The 16,003-nt window shown below is 69.0% G+C and carries 19 protein-coding genes; 12 read left to right on the top strand and 7 right to left on the bottom strand.

The genetic code is table 11. From position 1 onward, the window contains the following. Window positions 1-2: 2 nt before the first annotated feature. The 10 genes from Q7W02_13230 (at window position 3) to Q7W02_13185 (ending at window position 8,444) form a co-directional block, all read left to right on the top strand. Window positions 3-905 carry an ABC transporter permease gene (locus Q7W02_13230; GenBank protein MDO8477132.1) on the top strand — a complete coding sequence of 301 codons (903 nt, stop codon included), beginning with the start codon at window positions 3-5 and terminating at the stop codon, window positions 903-905. A 114-nt stretch (window positions 906-1,019) separates the two neighbouring features. Continuing rightward, window positions 1,020-1,286, top strand: a complete 267-nt coding sequence (locus Q7W02_13225; protein MDO8477131.1) for a ferredoxin family protein — start codon at window positions 1,020-1,022, stop codon at window positions 1,284-1,286. 236 nt (window positions 1,287-1,522) lie between these two features. Continuing rightward, window positions 1,523-1,843 (top strand): helix-turn-helix domain-containing protein, encoded by a 321-nt coding sequence (locus tag Q7W02_13220; protein MDO8477130.1) that lies wholly within the window; start codon window positions 1,523-1,525, stop codon window positions 1,841-1,843. A gap of 31 nt (window positions 1,844-1,874) precedes the next feature. Then, on the top strand, window positions 1,875-3,005 hold the full coding sequence (locus tag Q7W02_13215; protein MDO8477129.1) for a hypothetical protein: 1,131 nt from the start codon (window positions 1,875-1,877) through the stop codon (window positions 3,003-3,005). Continuing rightward, entirely contained in the window at window positions 3,002-3,433 is a 432-nt protein-coding gene (locus Q7W02_13210; protein MDO8477128.1) for an OB-fold domain-containing protein, read from the top strand. The genes Q7W02_13215 and Q7W02_13210 overlap by 4 nt, the downstream gene beginning before the upstream one ends. Further along, on the top strand, window positions 3,420-4,646 hold the full coding sequence (locus tag Q7W02_13205) for a CoA transferase (protein MDO8477127.1): 1,227 nt from the start codon (window positions 3,420-3,422) through the stop codon (window positions 4,644-4,646). The genes Q7W02_13210 and Q7W02_13205 overlap by 14 nt, the downstream gene beginning before the upstream one ends. A 72-nt stretch (window positions 4,647-4,718) precedes the next feature. Further along, window positions 4,719-4,976 carry a type II toxin-antitoxin system Phd/YefM family antitoxin gene (locus tag Q7W02_13200; protein ID MDO8477126.1) on the top strand — a complete coding sequence of 86 codons (258 nt, stop codon included), beginning with the start codon at window positions 4,719-4,721 and terminating at the stop codon, window positions 4,974-4,976. Between the two features lie 148 nt (window positions 4,977-5,124). Next, complete coding sequence (cimA, locus tag Q7W02_13195) at window positions 5,125-6,714, top strand: citramalate synthase (protein MDO8477125.1); 1,590 nt, start codon at window positions 5,125-5,127, stop codon at window positions 6,712-6,714. 105 nt (window positions 6,715-6,819) lie between these two features. Beyond that, on the top strand, window positions 6,820-7,755 hold the full coding sequence (locus Q7W02_13190; GenBank protein MDO8477124.1) for a fumarate hydratase: 936 nt from the start codon (window positions 6,820-6,822) through the stop codon (window positions 7,753-7,755). Next, window positions 7,752-8,444, top strand: a complete 693-nt coding sequence (locus Q7W02_13185) for a fumarate hydratase C-terminal domain-containing protein (protein ID MDO8477123.1) — start codon at window positions 7,752-7,754, stop codon at window positions 8,442-8,444. Before Q7W02_13190 ends, Q7W02_13185 begins: the two co-directional genes overlap by 4 nt. 248 nt (window positions 8,445-8,692) lie before the next feature. Here Q7W02_13185 and aat read toward each other — a convergent pair whose 3' ends face one another. The 4 genes from aat to Q7W02_13165 form a co-directional block, all read right to left on the bottom strand. Beyond that, a complete protein-coding gene (gene aat / locus Q7W02_13180) occupies window positions 8,693-9,286 on the bottom strand; it encodes a leucyl/phenylalanyl-tRNA--protein transferase (protein MDO8477122.1) in 594 nt (197 codons plus the stop codon). Next, on the bottom strand, window positions 9,255-10,499 hold the full coding sequence (locus Q7W02_13175; protein MDO8477121.1) for an MFS transporter: 1,245 nt from the start codon (window positions 10,497-10,499) through the stop codon (window positions 9,255-9,257). The genes aat and Q7W02_13175 overlap by 32 nt, the downstream gene beginning before the upstream one ends. Before the next feature lie 67 nt (window positions 10,500-10,566). Further along, window positions 10,567-10,725 (bottom strand): hypothetical protein, encoded by a 159-nt coding sequence (locus tag Q7W02_13170; GenBank protein MDO8477120.1) that lies wholly within the window; start codon window positions 10,723-10,725, stop codon window positions 10,567-10,569. A gap of 10 nt (window positions 10,726-10,735) precedes the next feature. Next, the gene (locus Q7W02_13165) at window positions 10,736-11,173 is read right to left on the bottom strand and encodes a GNAT family N-acetyltransferase (protein ID MDO8477119.1); all 438 of its coding nucleotides are present in this window, start codon (window positions 11,171-11,173) and stop codon (window positions 10,736-10,738) included. 133 nt (window positions 11,174-11,306) lie between these two features. On the opposite strand from Q7W02_13165, the gene Q7W02_13160 reads away from it, so the two are divergent. Together Q7W02_13160 and Q7W02_13155 are read left to right on the top strand one after the other, a co-directional pair. Beyond that, complete coding sequence (locus Q7W02_13160; protein MDO8477118.1) at window positions 11,307-11,912, top strand: MFS transporter; 606 nt, start codon at window positions 11,307-11,309, stop codon at window positions 11,910-11,912. A gap of 35 nt (window positions 11,913-11,947) precedes the next feature. Beyond that, window positions 11,948-12,520 (top strand): MFS transporter, encoded by a 573-nt coding sequence (locus Q7W02_13155; GenBank protein ID MDO8477117.1) that lies wholly within the window; start codon window positions 11,948-11,950, stop codon window positions 12,518-12,520. 12 nt (window positions 12,521-12,532) lie between these two features. On the opposite strand, the gene Q7W02_13150 is transcribed toward Q7W02_13155, so the two are convergent. The 3 genes from Q7W02_13150 to ligA are packed head-to-tail and all read right to left on the bottom strand — an operon-like array spanning window position 12,533 to window position 15,989. Beyond that, a complete protein-coding gene (locus tag Q7W02_13150; protein ID MDO8477116.1) occupies window positions 12,533-13,228 on the bottom strand; it encodes an RraA family protein in 696 nt (231 codons plus the stop codon). A gap of 56 nt (window positions 13,229-13,284) precedes the next feature. Beyond that, window positions 13,285-13,977 (bottom strand): tetratricopeptide repeat protein, encoded by a 693-nt coding sequence (locus tag Q7W02_13145; GenBank protein MDO8477115.1) that lies wholly within the window; start codon window positions 13,975-13,977, stop codon window positions 13,285-13,287. Next, window positions 13,974-15,989, bottom strand: a complete 2,016-nt coding sequence (gene ligA / locus Q7W02_13140) for an NAD-dependent DNA ligase LigA (GenBank protein MDO8477114.1) — start codon at window positions 15,987-15,989, stop codon at window positions 13,974-13,976. The genes Q7W02_13145 and ligA overlap by 4 nt, the downstream gene beginning before the upstream one ends. Between the last annotated feature and the right edge of the window lie 14 nt (window positions 15,990-16,003).

Genomic DNA, 16,003 nt, shown 5'->3' with positions numbered 1-16,003 from the left:
CCATGGCCATCAACGTCCCGTTCGACGTCGTCGAGATCGCCGCCGCCGCGGAAGCCCGGGCGGGATGGTGGGGAACCGTCCTGGACTTCGCCCGGCGGCGCCCGCTGGGCGCGGCGGGCGCGTTGGTCGTCGTCTTCCTCATCGCCCTCGCGCTGTCGGCGAATCTGATCGCGCCGTACAACCCGGTGGCGGTGGACTTCGGGGCCATGCTTACCCGGCCGGGCGCCGCCCACTGGCTCGGCACGGATGCGTTCGGCCGCGACGTGCTGACACGGCTGATCTACGGCTCGCGCACGGCCCTCATGGTCGGCTTCGGCGCGGCCGTGGTCGGCTCCACGCTGGGCGCCATCCTGGGCGTCGGCAGCGCGTTCTTTGGCGGCAAGGTGGACCTGTACCTCCAGCGCTTCATGGATATCTTGATCGCCTTCCCGCTGATCATCCTGGCCCTGGCCATCGTGGCTATTCTGGGCAACACGATACCGAACCTCATCACCGCGATTACGATCCCCATGATCCCGCGCTGCGCGCTCGTCATCCGCTCGAGCGCGCTCAGCATCCGCGAGATGCCATATGTAGACGCCGCGCGTACGGCGGGTTTCAGCAACGCGCGGATCATCATGCGGCACATGCTGCCCAACGTCATGGCGCCGTATCTCATCATGCTCACCGCCTTCCTGGGCCAGGCTATCTTATTGGAGTCGTCGCTCTCCTTCCTCGGCCTGGGCGTCCAGGAGCCGACGGCGGCCTGGGGGCTCATGTTGCGCGGGGCGGCCGTGGACTTCGCCGAGTCGGCCCCCTGGATGGCCGTTTTCCCGGGGCTCGCCATCAGCCTGGCCGTCTTCGCCTTCAACCTCTTCGGGGACTCGCTCCGGGACGCGCTCGACCCCAAGCTCCGGACCCTCTAGTCCCCGGCCGTAACCTCTTGACACGTCTCGGGCAGGTTGGTACAACTACGGGGGTTTTGGCGCCCGGCGCCGATCGCCGGCGAGGAACACCGTGCAGTTCACAGGGAGGCCGGAATGGCGTACATCATCGCTGAACCCTGCATCAACGTAAAGGACAAGGCCTGCGTCGAGGTCTGCCCCGTGGACTGCATCTACGAGGGCGACACGATGCTCTACATCCACCCGGATGAGTGCATCGACTGCGGCGCCTGCGAGCCCGTCTGCCCCGTCAAGGCGATCTTCGCCGAAGACGAGACGCCGGCGAACTGGAAGAACTTCATCGAGCTGAACAAGCAGTTCTTCAAGGACAACCCCGGCGTCAAGCCGGCGACCAAGGCCTAGCGACACGCCTCGAGCTGCGCATCTCTAGCGGGGACCCGCCGACGGGTCCCCGTTTTTTTGTGCCCGCCTGGCGTGCCCCCCGCCGTGCGTGCCCCCCGCCGTGCGTGCCCAAGGACGAGTGCAGCGTGGAGGCACTTCTGCACACCGCGAGCGGCAGCCGTCGGGGCCTGGGTGCCGCATCCGGTTGATTTTGCGGCCGCGCCTTCATGGCACATGACTTGCCACAGATGCTCGGCATGGGCGCAACGCCGCCGGCTCCATCCCCAGCGACTCCATCTCCACCGCCTGGGCCCAGGCCGCATGGGTTCCACGGCGCCGTCAGCGAATTCAAGCGGCGGTTGATCGAGGCGACGCTGACCCAGTCAGGCGGCAACCGCACGCACGCGGCCCGGGCGCTGGGGCTCCAGAGGACCTACCTGCTTCGGCTCATGCGCGAGTTTCAGGTCCACATCCCGCCGCCGCCGGGCCCGTGGCGCCGCGCCGACAATGGCAATGGCGCCGGCGGGGCCCACGCAGGCAACGGAGGCGGCCCGGTCGCGCCGACCCAAAGACATTGACACGCGGGAGCCCACGGTTTGAAATGAGCAGGTGAACAACGTCTGGATCGCCGGGGCGGGGATGACCCGATTCGGCCGGCGCGACGAGAGCCTGCCCGACCTGATCGCCGAGGCCGGTTTGGCCGCGCTCCGCGATGCGGGCATCGAGCGCCCCGACGCGCTCGTCGTCGCCGCCATGAACCCCGAGGAGTTCACGGGGGCGGGCAACTACGGCTCGCTGATCAATACGCACCTCGGCCTGGCCCAGGTGCCAACCGTGCGGGTCGAAACGGCGACCTCGTCGGGTATGGCCGCCATCTACGCGGGTTTCGCCGATATCGCGGCCGGTCTCCACCGGACGGTGCTGGTCGTGGGCGGCGAGAAGATGAGCCACATCCCCACCCCGCGCGTGTCCGAGATCATCGGCCGCTCCATCGATCCGCACGAGCGCACCTACGGGACGACCATGCCGGCCTTGGCGGGGCTCATCACGCGCGCGGCCATGCACAGCCGCGGCCTCACGCTGAGAGAAATGGCGCAGGTCGCCGTGAAGAACCACGCCAACGGCGCGCGGAACCCGCTCGCCCACTTCCGGGAGCCGGTGACGCTCGAGGCCGTGATGGAGAGCCGGCTCGTAGCCGACCCGCTCCGGCTCTACCACTGCTGTCCGATCTCGGACGGAGCGGCGGCGATTGTCCTGACGGCTGAGCCCGCCGCTGTCCGCATCGCCGGAATCGGGCAGGGGACGGACACCATGGCCGTGCGCTACCGGAGCCAGCTGACCTCGTTCCGCGCCACCCAGGCGGCGGCGCAGGCCGCGTACAGGATGGCGGGCTTCGGCCCCGAGCGCGTCGAGGTGGCGGAGATCCACGACGCCTTCTCGCCCTTCGAGCTGATCTCCCTCGAGGACACGGGGCTCATCCCGGCCGGCAAGGCCGGGCGCGCGACGCTCGACGGCGAGACCGCGCTCGACGGCCGGCTGCCGGTGAACACCTCCGGCGGGCTCAAGGCCCGGGGGCACCCGCTGGCCGCCACCGGCATTGCCCAGATCGTCGAGCTCTGCTGGCAGCTTCGCGGGATGGCCGAGGGGCGGCAGGTCCAGGCGCGCGTGGGGCTGGCGCAGTCCATCGGGGGGCTCGCCACGAACAACTGGGTGGCGCTCGTCGAGGCGCGCGCAGCATGATCGTCCAGTCCATCGAGGCCTCGCGCTGCCCCCGCTGCGAGCGCATGGTCGTGCCCCCAGCGCACTACTGCCCTGATCACCCGGTGGCGATGGAGCCGGCGACCGTGGCCGGGGTGGGCGAGATCGTCTCCTTCACCACGCTGCACTCGCCTCCCGAGGGCTTCAAGGCGCCGCTGTACATCGCGCTGATCGAGCTCGAGGGGGGCGCGCGGCTCTTCTGCCACGGGCAGGAGACCCGCGGCATCAAGATCGGCTCGAGCGTCGGCGTCGAATCGCTCGATGGCGTGTTCTACTTCTCGCACATGAGCTTCGCCGACCGGGCGCGGCTCTTCTGGCGGCGGGCCGGCGCTCGCGGCGAGAAGGTCACCTCCATCACCAAGAGCCTGGCCAAGGGGCTCTTCCGGGGACGGTCCCGTGGCGACAGCTAGGCGGAAGGCTCCAGTCAGGAAGCAGCCGCGCCCGCCGCTCCACGGCATCCGCGTCATCGATCTCACCCGCGTCCTGGCGGGGCCGTTCTGCTCGATGTCGCTCGGCGACATGGGGGCGGAAGTCATCAAGGTCGAGGAGCCGGGCAGAGGCGACGACACGCGCGGCTGGCCACCCTTCGCAAGCGGGGAATCGACCTACTTCATGTCGGTCAACCGCAACAAGAAGAGCTTGACGCTCAACATGAAGGCGCCCGAGGGGCAGGCGATCCTCCGCCGGCTCATCGCCAAGGCCGACGTGGTGATCGAGAACTTCCGTCCCGGCACCATGGAGCGGCTGGGCTTCGGCTACGACGCGCTCCGCAAGCTGAATCCCCGGCTGGTCTACTGCTCGATCTCCGGCTTCGGCGAGAGCGGCCCGGAGTCCTCCCGCCCCGGCTACGACCTGATCGTCCAAGGCGAGTCGGGCGTCATGGACCTGACCGGCTTCCCCGACGGCCCGCCCGTCAAGGTCGGCAACTCCATCGGCGATCTCGTCGCCGGGATGTCCGCGGCCCAGGGCGTGACGCTGGCGCTCCTCGCCCGCGTGAAGACTGGCAGGGGCCAGAAGGTCGAGATCGGGATGCTCGACGTCATGGCTTCGCTGCTGACCTACCAGGCCGGGCTCTACTGGAACGCCGGCGGCAGGCCCACGCGCCGGGGCAACCAGCACCCATCGATCGTCCCCTACGAGGTCTTCCAGGCCCAGGACGCTTACATGACGCTGGGCGTGGCCAACAACTCCCTCTGGGAGCGCATGTGCGGGGCGATCGGCCGGGAAGACCTCGCGAAGGACGCGCGCTTCGACAGCGAGGCCAAGCGCGTCACGAACCGCGACGCGCTCGGGCCGCTGCTCAACTCGACCTTCTCCACCCGCCCGGCCGCCGAGTGGCTCGCGCGTCTCGACAAGGCGGGCGTGCCCGCAGGGCGCATCAAGACGGTCGCCGAGGTCTGCGAGAGCGAGCACCTGCGCGCGCGCGGCATGTTCGTGCGGCTCGCGCACCCCAAGGCCGGCGCCGTCACCGCAATGGGCGTGCCGATCCGCCTCTGGGACACCCCGGGCGCCGCCCAAGCCCCCGCGCCCCTCCTCGGCCAGCACACCGAAGAGATCCTGAGCGGCCTCCTGCGCATCCCCAAGTCCAAGATCGACAAGCTCCGCGCCGCCGGCGTCGTATAACTGGATCTCTCCAGTGCGTTTCCAGGATTTTCGAGAGGGCTTTCATTGGACGCTATCGGACGAGCGCTCAAAATGACGCGATCCCAGAAGGCGGGAGCGCCGCGGAAGGGATTCTCCGGCGCAATCAGTCGGGTGGCGTCTCCGGGCGACCGCATCGTCATCCAGCAGCGGGGCAAGCCAATGGCGGCGCTTGTGTCGCTGAACGATCTGCGGATGCTCGAGACTCTCGAGGATCAGATCGATGTTGAGGCGGCGCGCAAGGCGCTGGCCGATCCTAAGAATCGCAAGCGCATTCCGTGGAGGCGGGTCAAGGCCACCCTCGGCCTCTGACGGCGTAGCTGCACCCCCTCACCCTCTCTCAGCCCTCGCCTCGCCGCAAGCGTCTCAGCTCGAACTGCGGCCCTCTCCCCCGGTGGGGGAGAGGGGAAGGCGCGCAAACTTGACACCCGGGGCGGGGCGGCGGGATGATAGGCGTCCCATGTCACGGGAAATCAAGGTTTACGATACGACGCTGCGCGACGGCACCCAGGGAGAGGGCGTGTCCTTCTCTATGGAGGACAAGGTCAGGATCGCCCAGCGCCTCGACGCCCTCGGCATCCACTACATCGAGGGCGGCTGGCCCGGCTCCAACCCCAAGGACCTGCGATTCTTCAAGCGCGTCCAGGACGCCGTCTTCAAGACCGCCAAGATCACCGCGTTCGGCTCGACGCGGCGCCCCGGCGTGAGGCCGCAGGAGGACAGCAACATCCTGGCGCTCGTCGAGGCCGGGCCGCCCGTCGTCACCATCTTCGGCAAGTCGTGGGACCTGCACGTGACGCACGCGCTCGGCACCACGCTCGAAGAGAACATCGCCATGATCGGCGATTCGGTCGCCTACCTCCTCAAGCACTTCGAGGAGGTCATCTACGACGCCGAGCACTTCTTCGACGGCTTCAAGAAGAACCGCGAGTACGCGCTCGCCACGCTCAAGGCGGCGGAGGCCGCGGGGGCCCACTGCCTCGTGCTGTGCGACACGAACGGCGGCGGCCTGCCCCACGAGGTCGTGGAGATCATCCGGGAGGTCAAGAAGCACGTGAAGCCCGAGACGCCGCTCGGCATCCACGTCCACAACGACACCGAGTGCGCCGTGGCGAATACCCTGGCGGCGGTCGCCGAAGGCGTCAACCACGTCCAGGGGACGGTCAACGGCTACGGCGAGCGCTGCGGCAACGCCAATCTCGTCTCGATCATTCCCAACCTGATGCTGAAGATGGGCCTCGACTGCATCCCGAAGGAGAACCTGCGCGAGCTGCGCGACGTCTCGCGCTTCGTGTCGGAGCTGGCGAACCGCAAGCCGTGGGGCTCCCAGCCCTACGTCGGCGACTCGGCCTTCGCCCACAAGGGCGGCATCCACGTCTCGGCCGTCCTCAAGCGCGCGGAGACCTACGAGCACGTCGACCCGGAGACGGTGGGCAACCACCGGCGGGTGCTGGTCTCGGAGCTGGCGGGGCAGTCGAACATCCTCTGGAAGGCCAAGGAGTACGGCATCGACCTCGACAAGAACACGCCCGAGGCGCGCCGCATCCTCGAGCTGCTGAAGCGCATGGAGGACGAAGGCTTCCAGTTCGAGGGCGCCGAGGCGTCCTTCGAGCTCCTGATGGAGCGCGCGCTCGGCAACCACAAGCCGTACTTCGACCTCGACGGCTTCCGCGTCATCGTCGAGGAGGAGCGCGGCGACGCGGAGCCGGTCGCCGAGGCGACGGTGCGGCTCAAGGTCAAGGGCATCGCCGAGCACACGGCCGCCTCCGGCCACGGCCCGGTCAACGCGCTCGATGGTGCGTTGAGGAAGGCCCTCGAGGAGTTCTACCCGAACTTGCGCGAGATGAGGCTGCTGGACTACAAGGTGCGCATTCTCGACGAGTCCAAGGGCACGGCGGCCAAGACGCGCGTGCTCATCACCTCCGGCGACGGCGACGAGACCTGGGGCACCGTGGGCGTGGCCGACAACATCATCGAGGCGTCCTGGCAGGCCCTCGTCGACTCCATCGAGTACAAGCTCCGCCGCGACGAGCGTAAGGGCAAGCGCTGATCTATAACTCTCCCTCTCCCCTAAGGGGAGAGGGTCGCATTTCGAGATGAAGCCCCGAGGCGAGGCGAGAGCTGAGAGAATCAGGGGTGTCGTTCCCAGGCGCACATGACTACCATCCCCGCCAAGCTGATCGAAGACACCGCCCGCGAGCTGATGGCGCGCGCGGCCATCGACATCCCGCCGGACTATCGCGAGGGCGTCCGTTTGGCGCGCGACCGGGAAAAGAACCGCCTCGCCCGCTTCGTGCTCGACGAGATGCTCGAGAACTGGAACATCGCCACCGCCGAGCGGCGCCCCATGTGCGGCGACACCGGCCTGCCGCGCTACTACGTCAAGCTCGGCAACGAGGCGCTCATCGAAGGCGGTCTCGTCGCACTCGAGAAGGCGCTCCGGCGCGCGACGGCGGACGCCACGGCCTCGATTCCCCTCCGCCCGAACCGCGTCCACCCGCTCACGCGCGAAGACCAGAACAACAACGTCGGCTACCACGCCCCCGAGGTGACCTACTCGATCGAGCCCGGCGGTGACTGGGTGGACGTGACCACGGTCCACAAGGGCGGGCTCTTCGGTACCGACTGGCGCATGCTCTTTCCCGGCGACGGCGTCCCGGGCATCAAGCGCTTCTTCGTGGACACGCTGATCGAGTCGGGCAAGCGCGGGCTCGCCTGCCAGCCCGCCATCGTGGGCGTGGGCATCGGCGGCTCGAAGGACACGTGCATGCGCCTCGGGAAGGAGGCCGCGTGCCTCCGCGCCGTCGGCACCCGCAGCCCGGATCCCGCGGCCGCGGCGCTGGAGGAGGAGCTGACGGCGCTCGGCAACCACATCGGCATCGGCGCCATGGGCTTCGCGGGCACCTCCATGGTCGTCGCGACGCACGTGGAATTGGCGCACACGCACACCGGCGGCATGCCCATCGCCATCCACCAGTTCTGCCTGTCCTCCCGCCGCTCGACCGCGCGCGTGTTCCCGAGCGGCACCGTCGAGTTCAGGACCGACCCGCAGTGGTTCACCGACTACTATCGCCGGCAGGGTATCGAATGAAAGAGATCCGTCGGCTCGACGATGTCCAGATGGATGAAGTCCACCTCAGCACTCCCGTCTCCGCCGAGGCCATTGGCTCGCTGAAGCTCGGCGACGTGGTCTATCTCTCGGGCGTGCTCTACACGGCGCGCGAGGGCGTCTACCGCCAGGTCGTGGACAAGGGGCTGCCGCTGCCGGCGGGCCTCCGCGAGTTGACCAACGTCAACTTCCACTGCTCGCCCGCGGCCTCGGTGCGCCCGGACGGCTCCTATTCGGTCGAGGCCGTCACGGCCACGGCCAGCTTCCGCTTCGGCAAGTCGATGGCGGCCTGGTTCGAGCGCTCGGGCGCCAAGGTGATCGTGGGCAAGGCGGGTTTGACCGAGCTGGCCTATCGCGAGTGGTTCGTGCCTCACGGCGCCGTCTACCTGACGACCGTCGGCTACGGGCTCGGCGCGATGTACGGGCGGAGCATCAAGCGCGTGCTCGACGTCCACTGGCTGAAGGAGCTGGGCATCGCCCAGGCGTGCTGGGTGCTCGAGGTGGAGAAGCTCGGGCCCTTCCTCGTCGAGGGCGACGCCGCCGGCCGGAGCCTTTTCGCGCTCGCGAACCGCGAGATCAACGTCAGGATCGAGGAGGTATACAAGACCCTCCCGCCTCCCGCGCTGTCCCGCTTCGGCGAAGTCCTCTCCCGCAAGGACGAGGTCGTCTAGCAGGCTGCTGAAAAGGGCCCATCTGCGTCATTTAGCAAGAACGTGTTGGGGCGCCCTCGGCCGCACGCTCCTGGCCGTTCGAGCTGAGGGGCGGAGCCACGAGGCGAGGGCTGAGACAGTCGTACGCCTCGCGTGCGGATTCAACCCAGCCCTCGTCTCGCGACGGCACAGGCTGTCGCTCAACTCGAACAGCGGGGCGCCGCCTCGCATCTGGACCCTTTTGAGCAGCCTGAGCCCAAGTGATGCCGCTAAGCGAAGCGGCAGGGGAGGCCGAGCGCCTGCTCGAGCCTCCGCTCGTACTCCCGCCGCGTGATCTCGACCGCGCCCAGGCTCTCGAGGTGCGGGGTGACGTACTGGACGTCCAGCAGGACGAAGCCCCGCTCCCGCAGCCGCGAGCAGAGCGCCCCCAGCGCCACCTTCGAGGCGTCGGTCTCGCGGTGGAACATGCTCTCCGCCATGAAGGCGCCGCCGAGCGCAACGCCGTAGACGCCGCCCACCAGCCGCCCCTCGCGCCACGCCTCCACGCTGTGAGCCTTGCCCGCCCGGTGGAGCGCCGCGTACACCTCGACGAAGCGCTCCGAGATCCACGTGCCTTCCGGCCTGTCGGCGCAGCCGCGCATCACGCCCTCGAAGTCGGTGTCGACGCGGATTTCGAAGAGGCCGCGCCTGAGCGCGCGCGCGAGCGAGCGCGAGACGTGGAAGCCGTCGAGGTGGATGATCGCGCGCGGGTCGGGCCTGAACCAGAGGACGTCACCGGAGCGCTCGTCCGCCATCGGGAAGATCCCGTGGCCGTAGGCGAGCAGGACGCCCTCAGGCGTGAGGGTGAGCTTGCGCCCAGACATTGCGGCAGCGTGTCTCCGTCGTGAGCCACGCCATCACGAAGGAGGCGAAGGCGACGACGAAGCAGAGCATGAAGGCGGCGCGGTAGGCCGCCAGCGGGTAGACGCGGCTCCCCGCGACCAAGGCGCCCGTCCAGTTGGCGTCGAGGAGCACGCCGGTGAGCCACTGCATGAGGGCAAAGCCCAGGAAGATGGGCAGGTTCTGGCAGCCGAGGGCCACGCCCACGTGGCGCGGATCGTTGACCTCGCGGATGCAGGGGAAGACGAGCGAGACGCCGCCCGAGGCGAAGCCCAGGAGGAAGCAGAGCGGGCCGAGCCAGCCGATCGGCACCGGCGCCCGCGGGAGCGCGATGAGCGCCCAGATCGCGACGTACAGCGCCGTCGCCGCGATGAGCGGCGGGCGCCGGAGTCCCAGCCAGCGATCGGAGACCCAGCCGCTCAGGGGCGCGCTGATGAGAAGCCCCGCGGCCGTCATCATGAGCACGTTGGACGCAGCCACACGCGGCAGGCCGTAGATTTGGGTCAGGTACGGCACGCCCCAGAGCCCGAAGAAGGGCACGAAGGAGCCGTACATCGCAGCCCCCGTGAGGAGGATGGGCCACGAGCGCCTGTTGGCGGCGACGGCCGGCATGGCCGCTATCGTGTCGCGCAGGCTGGGCGCGGGGGCGCGCGGCCCGTCTGCGATGCGGGGGAGCCCCAGGTCCTCGGGCTTGTCGCGGATGAATATGAAACAGGCCACGGCAAGGACCAGCGTGACGGCGCCAATGCCGATGAAGGACCAGCGCCAGCCGATGGCCTCGACCAGGAGGGCCAGCGGCCCCGTGCCCACGAGCGCGCCCACGGCGCCGATGCTCTGGCTTGTTCCGGCGACCGTCGCGAACTCGTGAGGGCGGAACCACTCCGAGGCGAGGCGCAGCGAGGCGATGAGCATCACCGAGGCGCCCAGGCCCACCAGCAGCCGGCCGGCGAGCGCCGCTTCGATGACGGGCGCGGCGCCGAAGAGTATGCTGCCGGCGGCCATGGTCACGCCGCCCAGCGCCAGCACGCGGCGCGGGCCCAGCGTGTCCGCCAGGCTGCCGCCGGGCAGCGCCATGGCCGCGAAGCAGTAGGGGTAGATGGCGATCAGCGTGCCGAGGGTCGCCGCCGGGATCGCGAAGGCCTGCATGAGGTCGCCCGCCACCACCACGGGCGCCACGCGGTGGAAGTAGGAGAAGATGTAGAGCAGCGCCGGTGCCGCGACGATGCCCCACCTCGCGTGGAGCGTCCGCCGGATCGGGTCCGTTTCAGATCCCCCTGGACTTGCGCCAGGCGGCGATGTCGCGCGCCGACCAGGTCCCGCACCAGACCTCGCTCATCTGGGCTTCGCTGAGGCCTCCGAACGCCTCCTTGAACTTCACGAACTCGGCGTCGGCGCCTGCGAGCAGGTCGGCCTTCTCGGACATGAGGTCTCCTTCAGCGGATGGAGTGCGGCGGGATGCGCTTGTAGAAGAGCAGCTCCCGCGTGCCCTGGGGCAGGTTGTCGATATGGCCGCTGGGCTGAAAGCCCAGCGCCGTGTGCATGCGGATGGACGCCTTGTTGGTTTCCTCCGTCGAGGAGAACACGCGCGGCGACGGCGAGACCGCCTCGACGGACTTGAAGAACTCGCGGGCGATGCCTTTGCGACGAAAATCCTCGCGCACCACGACGAGGCTCACGAAGGTGCACTGGAACCAGTCCGTCCGGTACGCGAGGAACCCCACGATCTCCTTCTCCGCCTCGGCCACGATCAGGTGGTGGCGCTCCATGTGCGACTTGATGAAGGCGCCCGCGCGGTCTTCGCCGATCGCGAGGGCGGCCAGCTCGGCGCAGCCGGCGGCATCGGTGGTACGGGGCAGGCGGATCTCGATCATGGGGCCGTGAGTGGAAAATACACCGGCGCGCCCTCGCGGGCAATCCGCTTCCGCCATTCAAAAGGAGGACGCATAGCGGGTTAGCAACCCAGTGACGGGCGCGCCTCTGCTAGTATTCCGCCGGATGGCGCACATGACCGGTACGGCGGATGGCTCCGGGAATCGCTGGGTCGCGCTCGCGGTACTGACCTTTGCGCGGACGGCCATGGGATTCCAGTTCCAGTCTGTCGGCGCTGTCTCGCCGCTGCTCATGGAGCGGCTTCACATCGCCAACACCGAGCTCGGCTGGCTGATCGGACTTTTCTCGCTTCCCGGCGTGTTCCTGGCGCTGCCCGGCGGTCTGCTTGGCGGGCGGTTCGGCGACCGGCGCGTCGTGCTCGCGGGCCTTGGGCTGATGACGTTGGGCAGCGCGCTGATGGGCGCCGCTGAGGGCTTCGCCGCGGTCGCGGTCGGGCGGCTCCTCAGCGCGGTCGGCGCGATCCTCCTCAATGTGCTCCTGACCAAGATGGTGACGGACTGGTTTGCCGGGCGCGAGATCATCTGGGCGATGACCGTTCTCATCAACTCGTGGCCGGTCGGCATCGGACTTGCCTCGTTGATCCCCCCCCGGTCGTCGCCAATGCGTGGGGCGTGTCCGCCGTCTTCCACGTGGCCGCTGGGACGGCCGCCGTCGGCGCTGTGGGCATCGCGCTCCTCTACAAACCGGCGCCCCGGGCTGCGATGCACGCGAAGTCAATAGGGCTTACCGGTCTTTCACGGCGCGAGACGGGACTCGTGGGCCTGGCCTCGGTGCCGTGGATGCTCTACAACGTCGGCTACGCCCTGATGCTCGGTTTCGTTCCGTCACTGCTCGTGCGCGGCGGGCTTTCCGTGGAGCAGGCAGGGCTGGTTCTGGGTCTGAGCACGCTCCTGTTCATCGGGTCGGCGCTGTTGGGAGGTGCATCCGCGCAGTGGCTGGCACGGCCCGACGTCGTCGTCACCCTCGGTTTGCTGGCCTTCACTGGCGGTCTCGTGGTGCTACCGTATGCGCCGCCCTGGCCGACACTGATAGCCGTCGGCCTTCTTGCGGGACCGCCCGCGGGCACGCTCGCTGCGGCGCCGACAGCGGTGTTGAGGCCCGAGAGCCGGGGTGCCGGCATGGGGCTCTTCTACACCGCGTACTACGTCGGCATGGCGCTGCTGCCGCCGGTCGCCGGGTGGCTCCAGGACGCGTTGGGCCGCTCCGCGGCGCTGTACTTCGCGGCGGCAGCGGTCCTTGCCACGCTCCCGTTCTATGTCGCCTTCCGGGCCGTGAGCGCGGCGCGCGAGGGCGCGGTCGCGGGCGCGGATCGAGCTCGGCAGGCCTGATCCGCCACGGTCTCAGTACGTCCCCGGCCGGATCTGCTTGTAGACCTCCTTCAGCTTGTCGGGCGTGAAGCCCGGCGCCTTGCAGGTGGAGATGATCTTCTTCTCGTCGGCCTCGACCTTGGCGATGGCGTCGGGGATGCCGCCCGCGATCTCGGGCGGGATCGTGACCACGCCGTGCTGGTCGAAGTGAACGATGTCCCCCGGCTTGATCCAGACGCCGCCCACCTTGACGGGAATGCCGAAGTCCACCATGTGGACGTTGGCGTGGGAAACGGAGATGTGGGCGGCGGCGAACTGGAACTTGAGCGCGCGGACCTCGTCCAGGTCTCGCACGGAGCCGTCGGTGACCACGCCGACGCAGCCCATCGCGCGGTGGATGTTGGCCTGGACCTCGCCCCACTGCGCGCCCTGGCCGCGCGGCTCGTCGAGGTCGTGGACGACGATGACGCGCGGGGCGGGGATGCTCATGACGAAGTCCCACCAGCCGAAGAGGCTCGCGCGGTGCCCCTCGATCGGGCCGTGCTCCGCCCGGATCAGGCAGGTGGCGGCGTGGCCGACCGAGGGTCCGAGCTCGGGGAAGAGCCCGCGGATGTCCGAGGAGACGTTGCCCTCTTCGCGCGGCCTGACCTTGAAGGTCTCGATGGCGTTGGCCACGCTGGGGCTGGTGATCTTCTTGAGAGCGTCGATCTGCTGCGTCGTGAGCGGCACGGGCTGTCCTCCTTGAAAGGGTGGCTGGCTTGAACGGCGGTTGGCTTGACGAACGGTTAGATGGTCCCTTTGCGCTTCTCGATGAGCGCCTGCTTGAGCTGCTCGATCATCTGCCCGATCTGCTGGAGGTTGGGGTTCGCGGCGAGCGCGCGCTGGAAGTAGGCGAGCGCCTGTTCCGGCTTGTCGAGCTGGAGGTAGATCTGGCCGTAGCCCGAGAGCGCCCCCCAGTGCTTCGGGTTGCGCTTGATCACCTCGTCGCAGTCTCGGAGCGACTTGTCGTACTCGCCGATGAAGAAGTACACCGTCGCCCGCTTGTTCCACCCCTCGGCGAACTCGGGCTTGAGCCTGATGATCTGGCTGAACGTGTCGATCGCAGCCTGCGCCTGGCCGTGGTTCATCTGCTCGACGCCGGCGGCGAAGAGCCCGTCCACCTTCGGATCGCCCGAGCGGCTCCACACCTGCCAGATCGAGCTCTCCGACACCGCCCGCACGAGGTCGTCCTGGTCGCGGAGCGCCTTGAAGAGGGTGGGCAGGTCGGCGGGCGCGCCGAGCTCGCCCATCCAGGCGGCGGCGAGGCGGCGCGCCTCGACGTCGGTGCTGCCGAGATCGCGGAGCGCCTGCTCCCGCGAGGGGCGCGGCTTGTCCTGGGCGTCCGCCGCGGCCGGCATGAGGAGCGCCAGCCCGAGAGCCAGCCCAAGAGACATGGTGACCGCCTTGACTTCCACCACGTTCATTGCGGGCGCCTTCATTGGGATCGCCCGATGAGCGAGAGGAACCGCGCCTCGTCCAGCACGGTGACGCCGAGTCGCTTGGCGTCGTCGGCCTTCCCGCCGGGGTCCTCACCCGCGATCACGTAGTCTGTCTTCCTGGAGACCGTGCCCGTGACGCGCCCGCCCAAGCGTAGGATCGCGTCCTTGGCTTCATCCCGCGTCATGCCGCGCAGGCCGCCCGTGAGGACGAGCGTCTTGCCCGTGAGGGGACCGGGCTTGTCCGAGACGCCTTTCTCGCTTAGGTCGACGCCGACCTCGCGGAGGTGGCGGATGATCTTCCGGTTCCGATCCTCCAAGAAGAAGCGGGAGACTGAGCGGGCGATCTTGGGCCCGATCCCGGAGATCTCGTTGATGTCGTCCTCGGTCGCCTTCTCGAGGCGCTCCATGCTGCCGAAGCGGGCGGCCAGGAGCTGCGCGGCGCGCTCGCCCACCATGCGGATGCCGAGGCCGTTGAGGACGCGGGAGAGCCCGCGGCCCTTGGAGGCCTGGATGGCCTCGAGAAGATTGGTCGCCGACTTTTCCGCCATGCGCTCGAGCCCCGCCAGCTGTGGGGCGTCGAGCTCGTAGAGGTCGCCGAAGTCCCCGCAGAGCTCCCGGTCCACGAGCTGGGTGATGACGACCTCGCCCAAGTGCTCTATGTCCATCGCGCGCCGCGAGCCCCAGTGGAAGAGCCGCTCCTTGAGCTGCGCCGGGCAGGCGACGTTGGTGCAGCGCCAGATGGCCTCGCCCTCGGGCCGCTCGGCCGGCGCGCCGCAGACGGGGCACGCCCGCGGCATGTGGAAGGGCCTGGCGCCGGCCGGCCGCTTGGCGGTGACGACCTGGACCAGGTAGGGGATGACGTCGCCGGCGCGCTCGATGAGCACGGTGTCGCCCACGCGCACGTCCTTCTTGCGCACCTCGTCCTCGTTGTGGAGGCTGACATTGCTCACGGTGACGCCGGCCAGCTCGACGGGTTCGAGCTGGGCGGTCGGCGTGAGCGCTCCCGTCTTGCCCACGTTGATCGTGATGCCCTTGACCTGTGTCGTCGCCTGGCGGGCGGCGAACTTGAAGGCGATGGCCCATCGAGGGTGGTGCGCCGTGGCGCCGAGCCTGCGCTGCTGCTCGAGGTCGTTGACCTTGACGACGGCGCCGTCGGCGTCGTACTCGAGCTCGTCCCGCTCCGCCTCCAGGCGCCGGCAGTAGGCGATCACGGCGTCGATATCGCGGCACCGCTCCGACCGCGGGTTGACCGCGAAGCCGCTCTTCTTGAGGGCCTCGAGCCGCTCCCAGTGAGAGTCGAAGAGCACGGGCTCGAGGACGCTCGTGTGGTAGAGGAAGATCTCGAGCGGCCGCGTCGCCGTGGTCGCCGGGTCCTTCTGTCTCACCGCGCCGGCGGCGGCGTTCCGGGGATTGGCGAACGTCGGCCCGCCGGCCTCCTCGAGCCTGGCGTTGAGCCGGGCGAAGGCCTCGCGCGGCATGTACACCTCGCCGCGAACCTCGAGCCGCTTCGCGTCCTTGAGCGGTCCGTGAAGGATCGACGGGATGGCCTTGATGGTGCGCAGGTTCTGCGTGATGTCCTCGCCGACCCGGCCGTCTCCGCGGGTGGCGCCGCGCGTGAACCGCCCGCGCTCGTAGAGGAGCGCCACGCCGAGGCCGTCGACCTTGGGCTCGCAGACGAAATCGAACTTGGCCTGAGGAAGCGCGCGGCGGATGCGCGCCTCGAACTCGCGCAGGTCATCCGGGCTCATCGCGTTGTCCAGCGACAGCATGGCCACCAGGTGCTCGACGGGCGCGAAGGCCGGGCCGACCCGCCCGCCTATGCCCTGGGTCGGGCTGTCGGGCGTGATCAGCTCAGGGTACGTACTTTCCAGTGCCCCGAGCTCACGCAGGAAGCGGTCGTATTCGGCGTCGGAGATCTCGGGGCGGTCCTCGACGTAGTAGTGGTAGTTGTGCCGGTGGATGGCCTCGCGGAGCGCCTCGATCTTTTCGGCGGCGTCCTTTGGCTTCGTCATGGCGAGGCCCAGAA

The organism is Candidatus Rokuibacteriota bacterium, from assembly GCA_030647435.1.
In the GTDB taxonomy this organism is placed as follows: domain Bacteria; phylum Methylomirabilota; class Methylomirabilia; order Rokubacteriales; family CSP1-6; genus AR37.
This window is presented reverse-complemented; position numbering and strand designations above follow the sequence as displayed.

What these genes read in the sequence shown, in the direction of transcription:
- Q7W02_13190 (MDO8477124.1), top strand. Translation starts at nt 6,820, where the DNA reads ATGACTACCATCCCCGCCAAGCTGATCGAAGACACCGCCCGCGAGCTG.
- Q7W02_13225 (MDO8477131.1), top strand. Translation starts at nt 1,020, where the DNA reads ATGGCGTACATCATCGCTGAACCCTGCATCAACGTAAAGGACAAGGCC.
- Q7W02_13145 (MDO8477115.1), bottom strand. Translation starts at nt 13,977, where the DNA reads ATGAAGGCGCCCGCAATGAACGTGGTGGAAGTCAAGGCGGTCACCATG.
- Q7W02_13200 (MDO8477126.1), top strand. Translation starts at nt 4,719, where the DNA reads ATGACGCGATCCCAGAAGGCGGGAGCGCCGCGGAAGGGATTCTCCGGC.
- Q7W02_13170 (MDO8477120.1), bottom strand. Translation starts at nt 10,725, where the DNA reads ATGTCCGAGAAGGCCGACCTGCTCGCAGGCGCCGACGCCGAGTTCGTG.
- Q7W02_13210 (MDO8477128.1), top strand. Translation starts at nt 3,002, where the DNA reads ATGATCGTCCAGTCCATCGAGGCCTCGCGCTGCCCCCGCTGCGAGCGC.
- Q7W02_13165 (MDO8477119.1), bottom strand. Translation starts at nt 11,173, where the DNA reads ATGATCGAGATCCGCCTGCCCCGTACCACCGATGCCGCCGGCTGCGCC.
- aat (MDO8477122.1), bottom strand. Translation starts at nt 9,286, where the DNA reads ATGTCTGGGCGCAAGCTCACCCTCACGCCTGAGGGCGTCCTGCTCGCC.
- Q7W02_13185 (MDO8477123.1), top strand. Translation starts at nt 7,752, where the DNA reads ATGAAAGAGATCCGTCGGCTCGACGATGTCCAGATGGATGAAGTCCAC.
- Q7W02_13160 (MDO8477118.1), top strand. Translation starts at nt 11,307, where the DNA reads ATGACCGGTACGGCGGATGGCTCCGGGAATCGCTGGGTCGCGCTCGCG.
- cimA (MDO8477125.1), top strand. Translation starts at nt 5,125, where the DNA reads ATGTCACGGGAAATCAAGGTTTACGATACGACGCTGCGCGACGGCACC.
- Q7W02_13230 (MDO8477132.1), top strand. Translation starts at nt 3, where the DNA reads ATGGCCATCAACGTCCCGTTCGACGTCGTCGAGATCGCCGCCGCCGCG.
- Q7W02_13220 (MDO8477130.1), top strand. Translation starts at nt 1,523, where the DNA reads ATGGGCGCAACGCCGCCGGCTCCATCCCCAGCGACTCCATCTCCACCG.
- ligA (MDO8477114.1), bottom strand. Translation starts at nt 15,989, where the DNA reads ATGACGAAGCCAAAGGACGCCGCCGAAAAGATCGAGGCGCTCCGCGAG.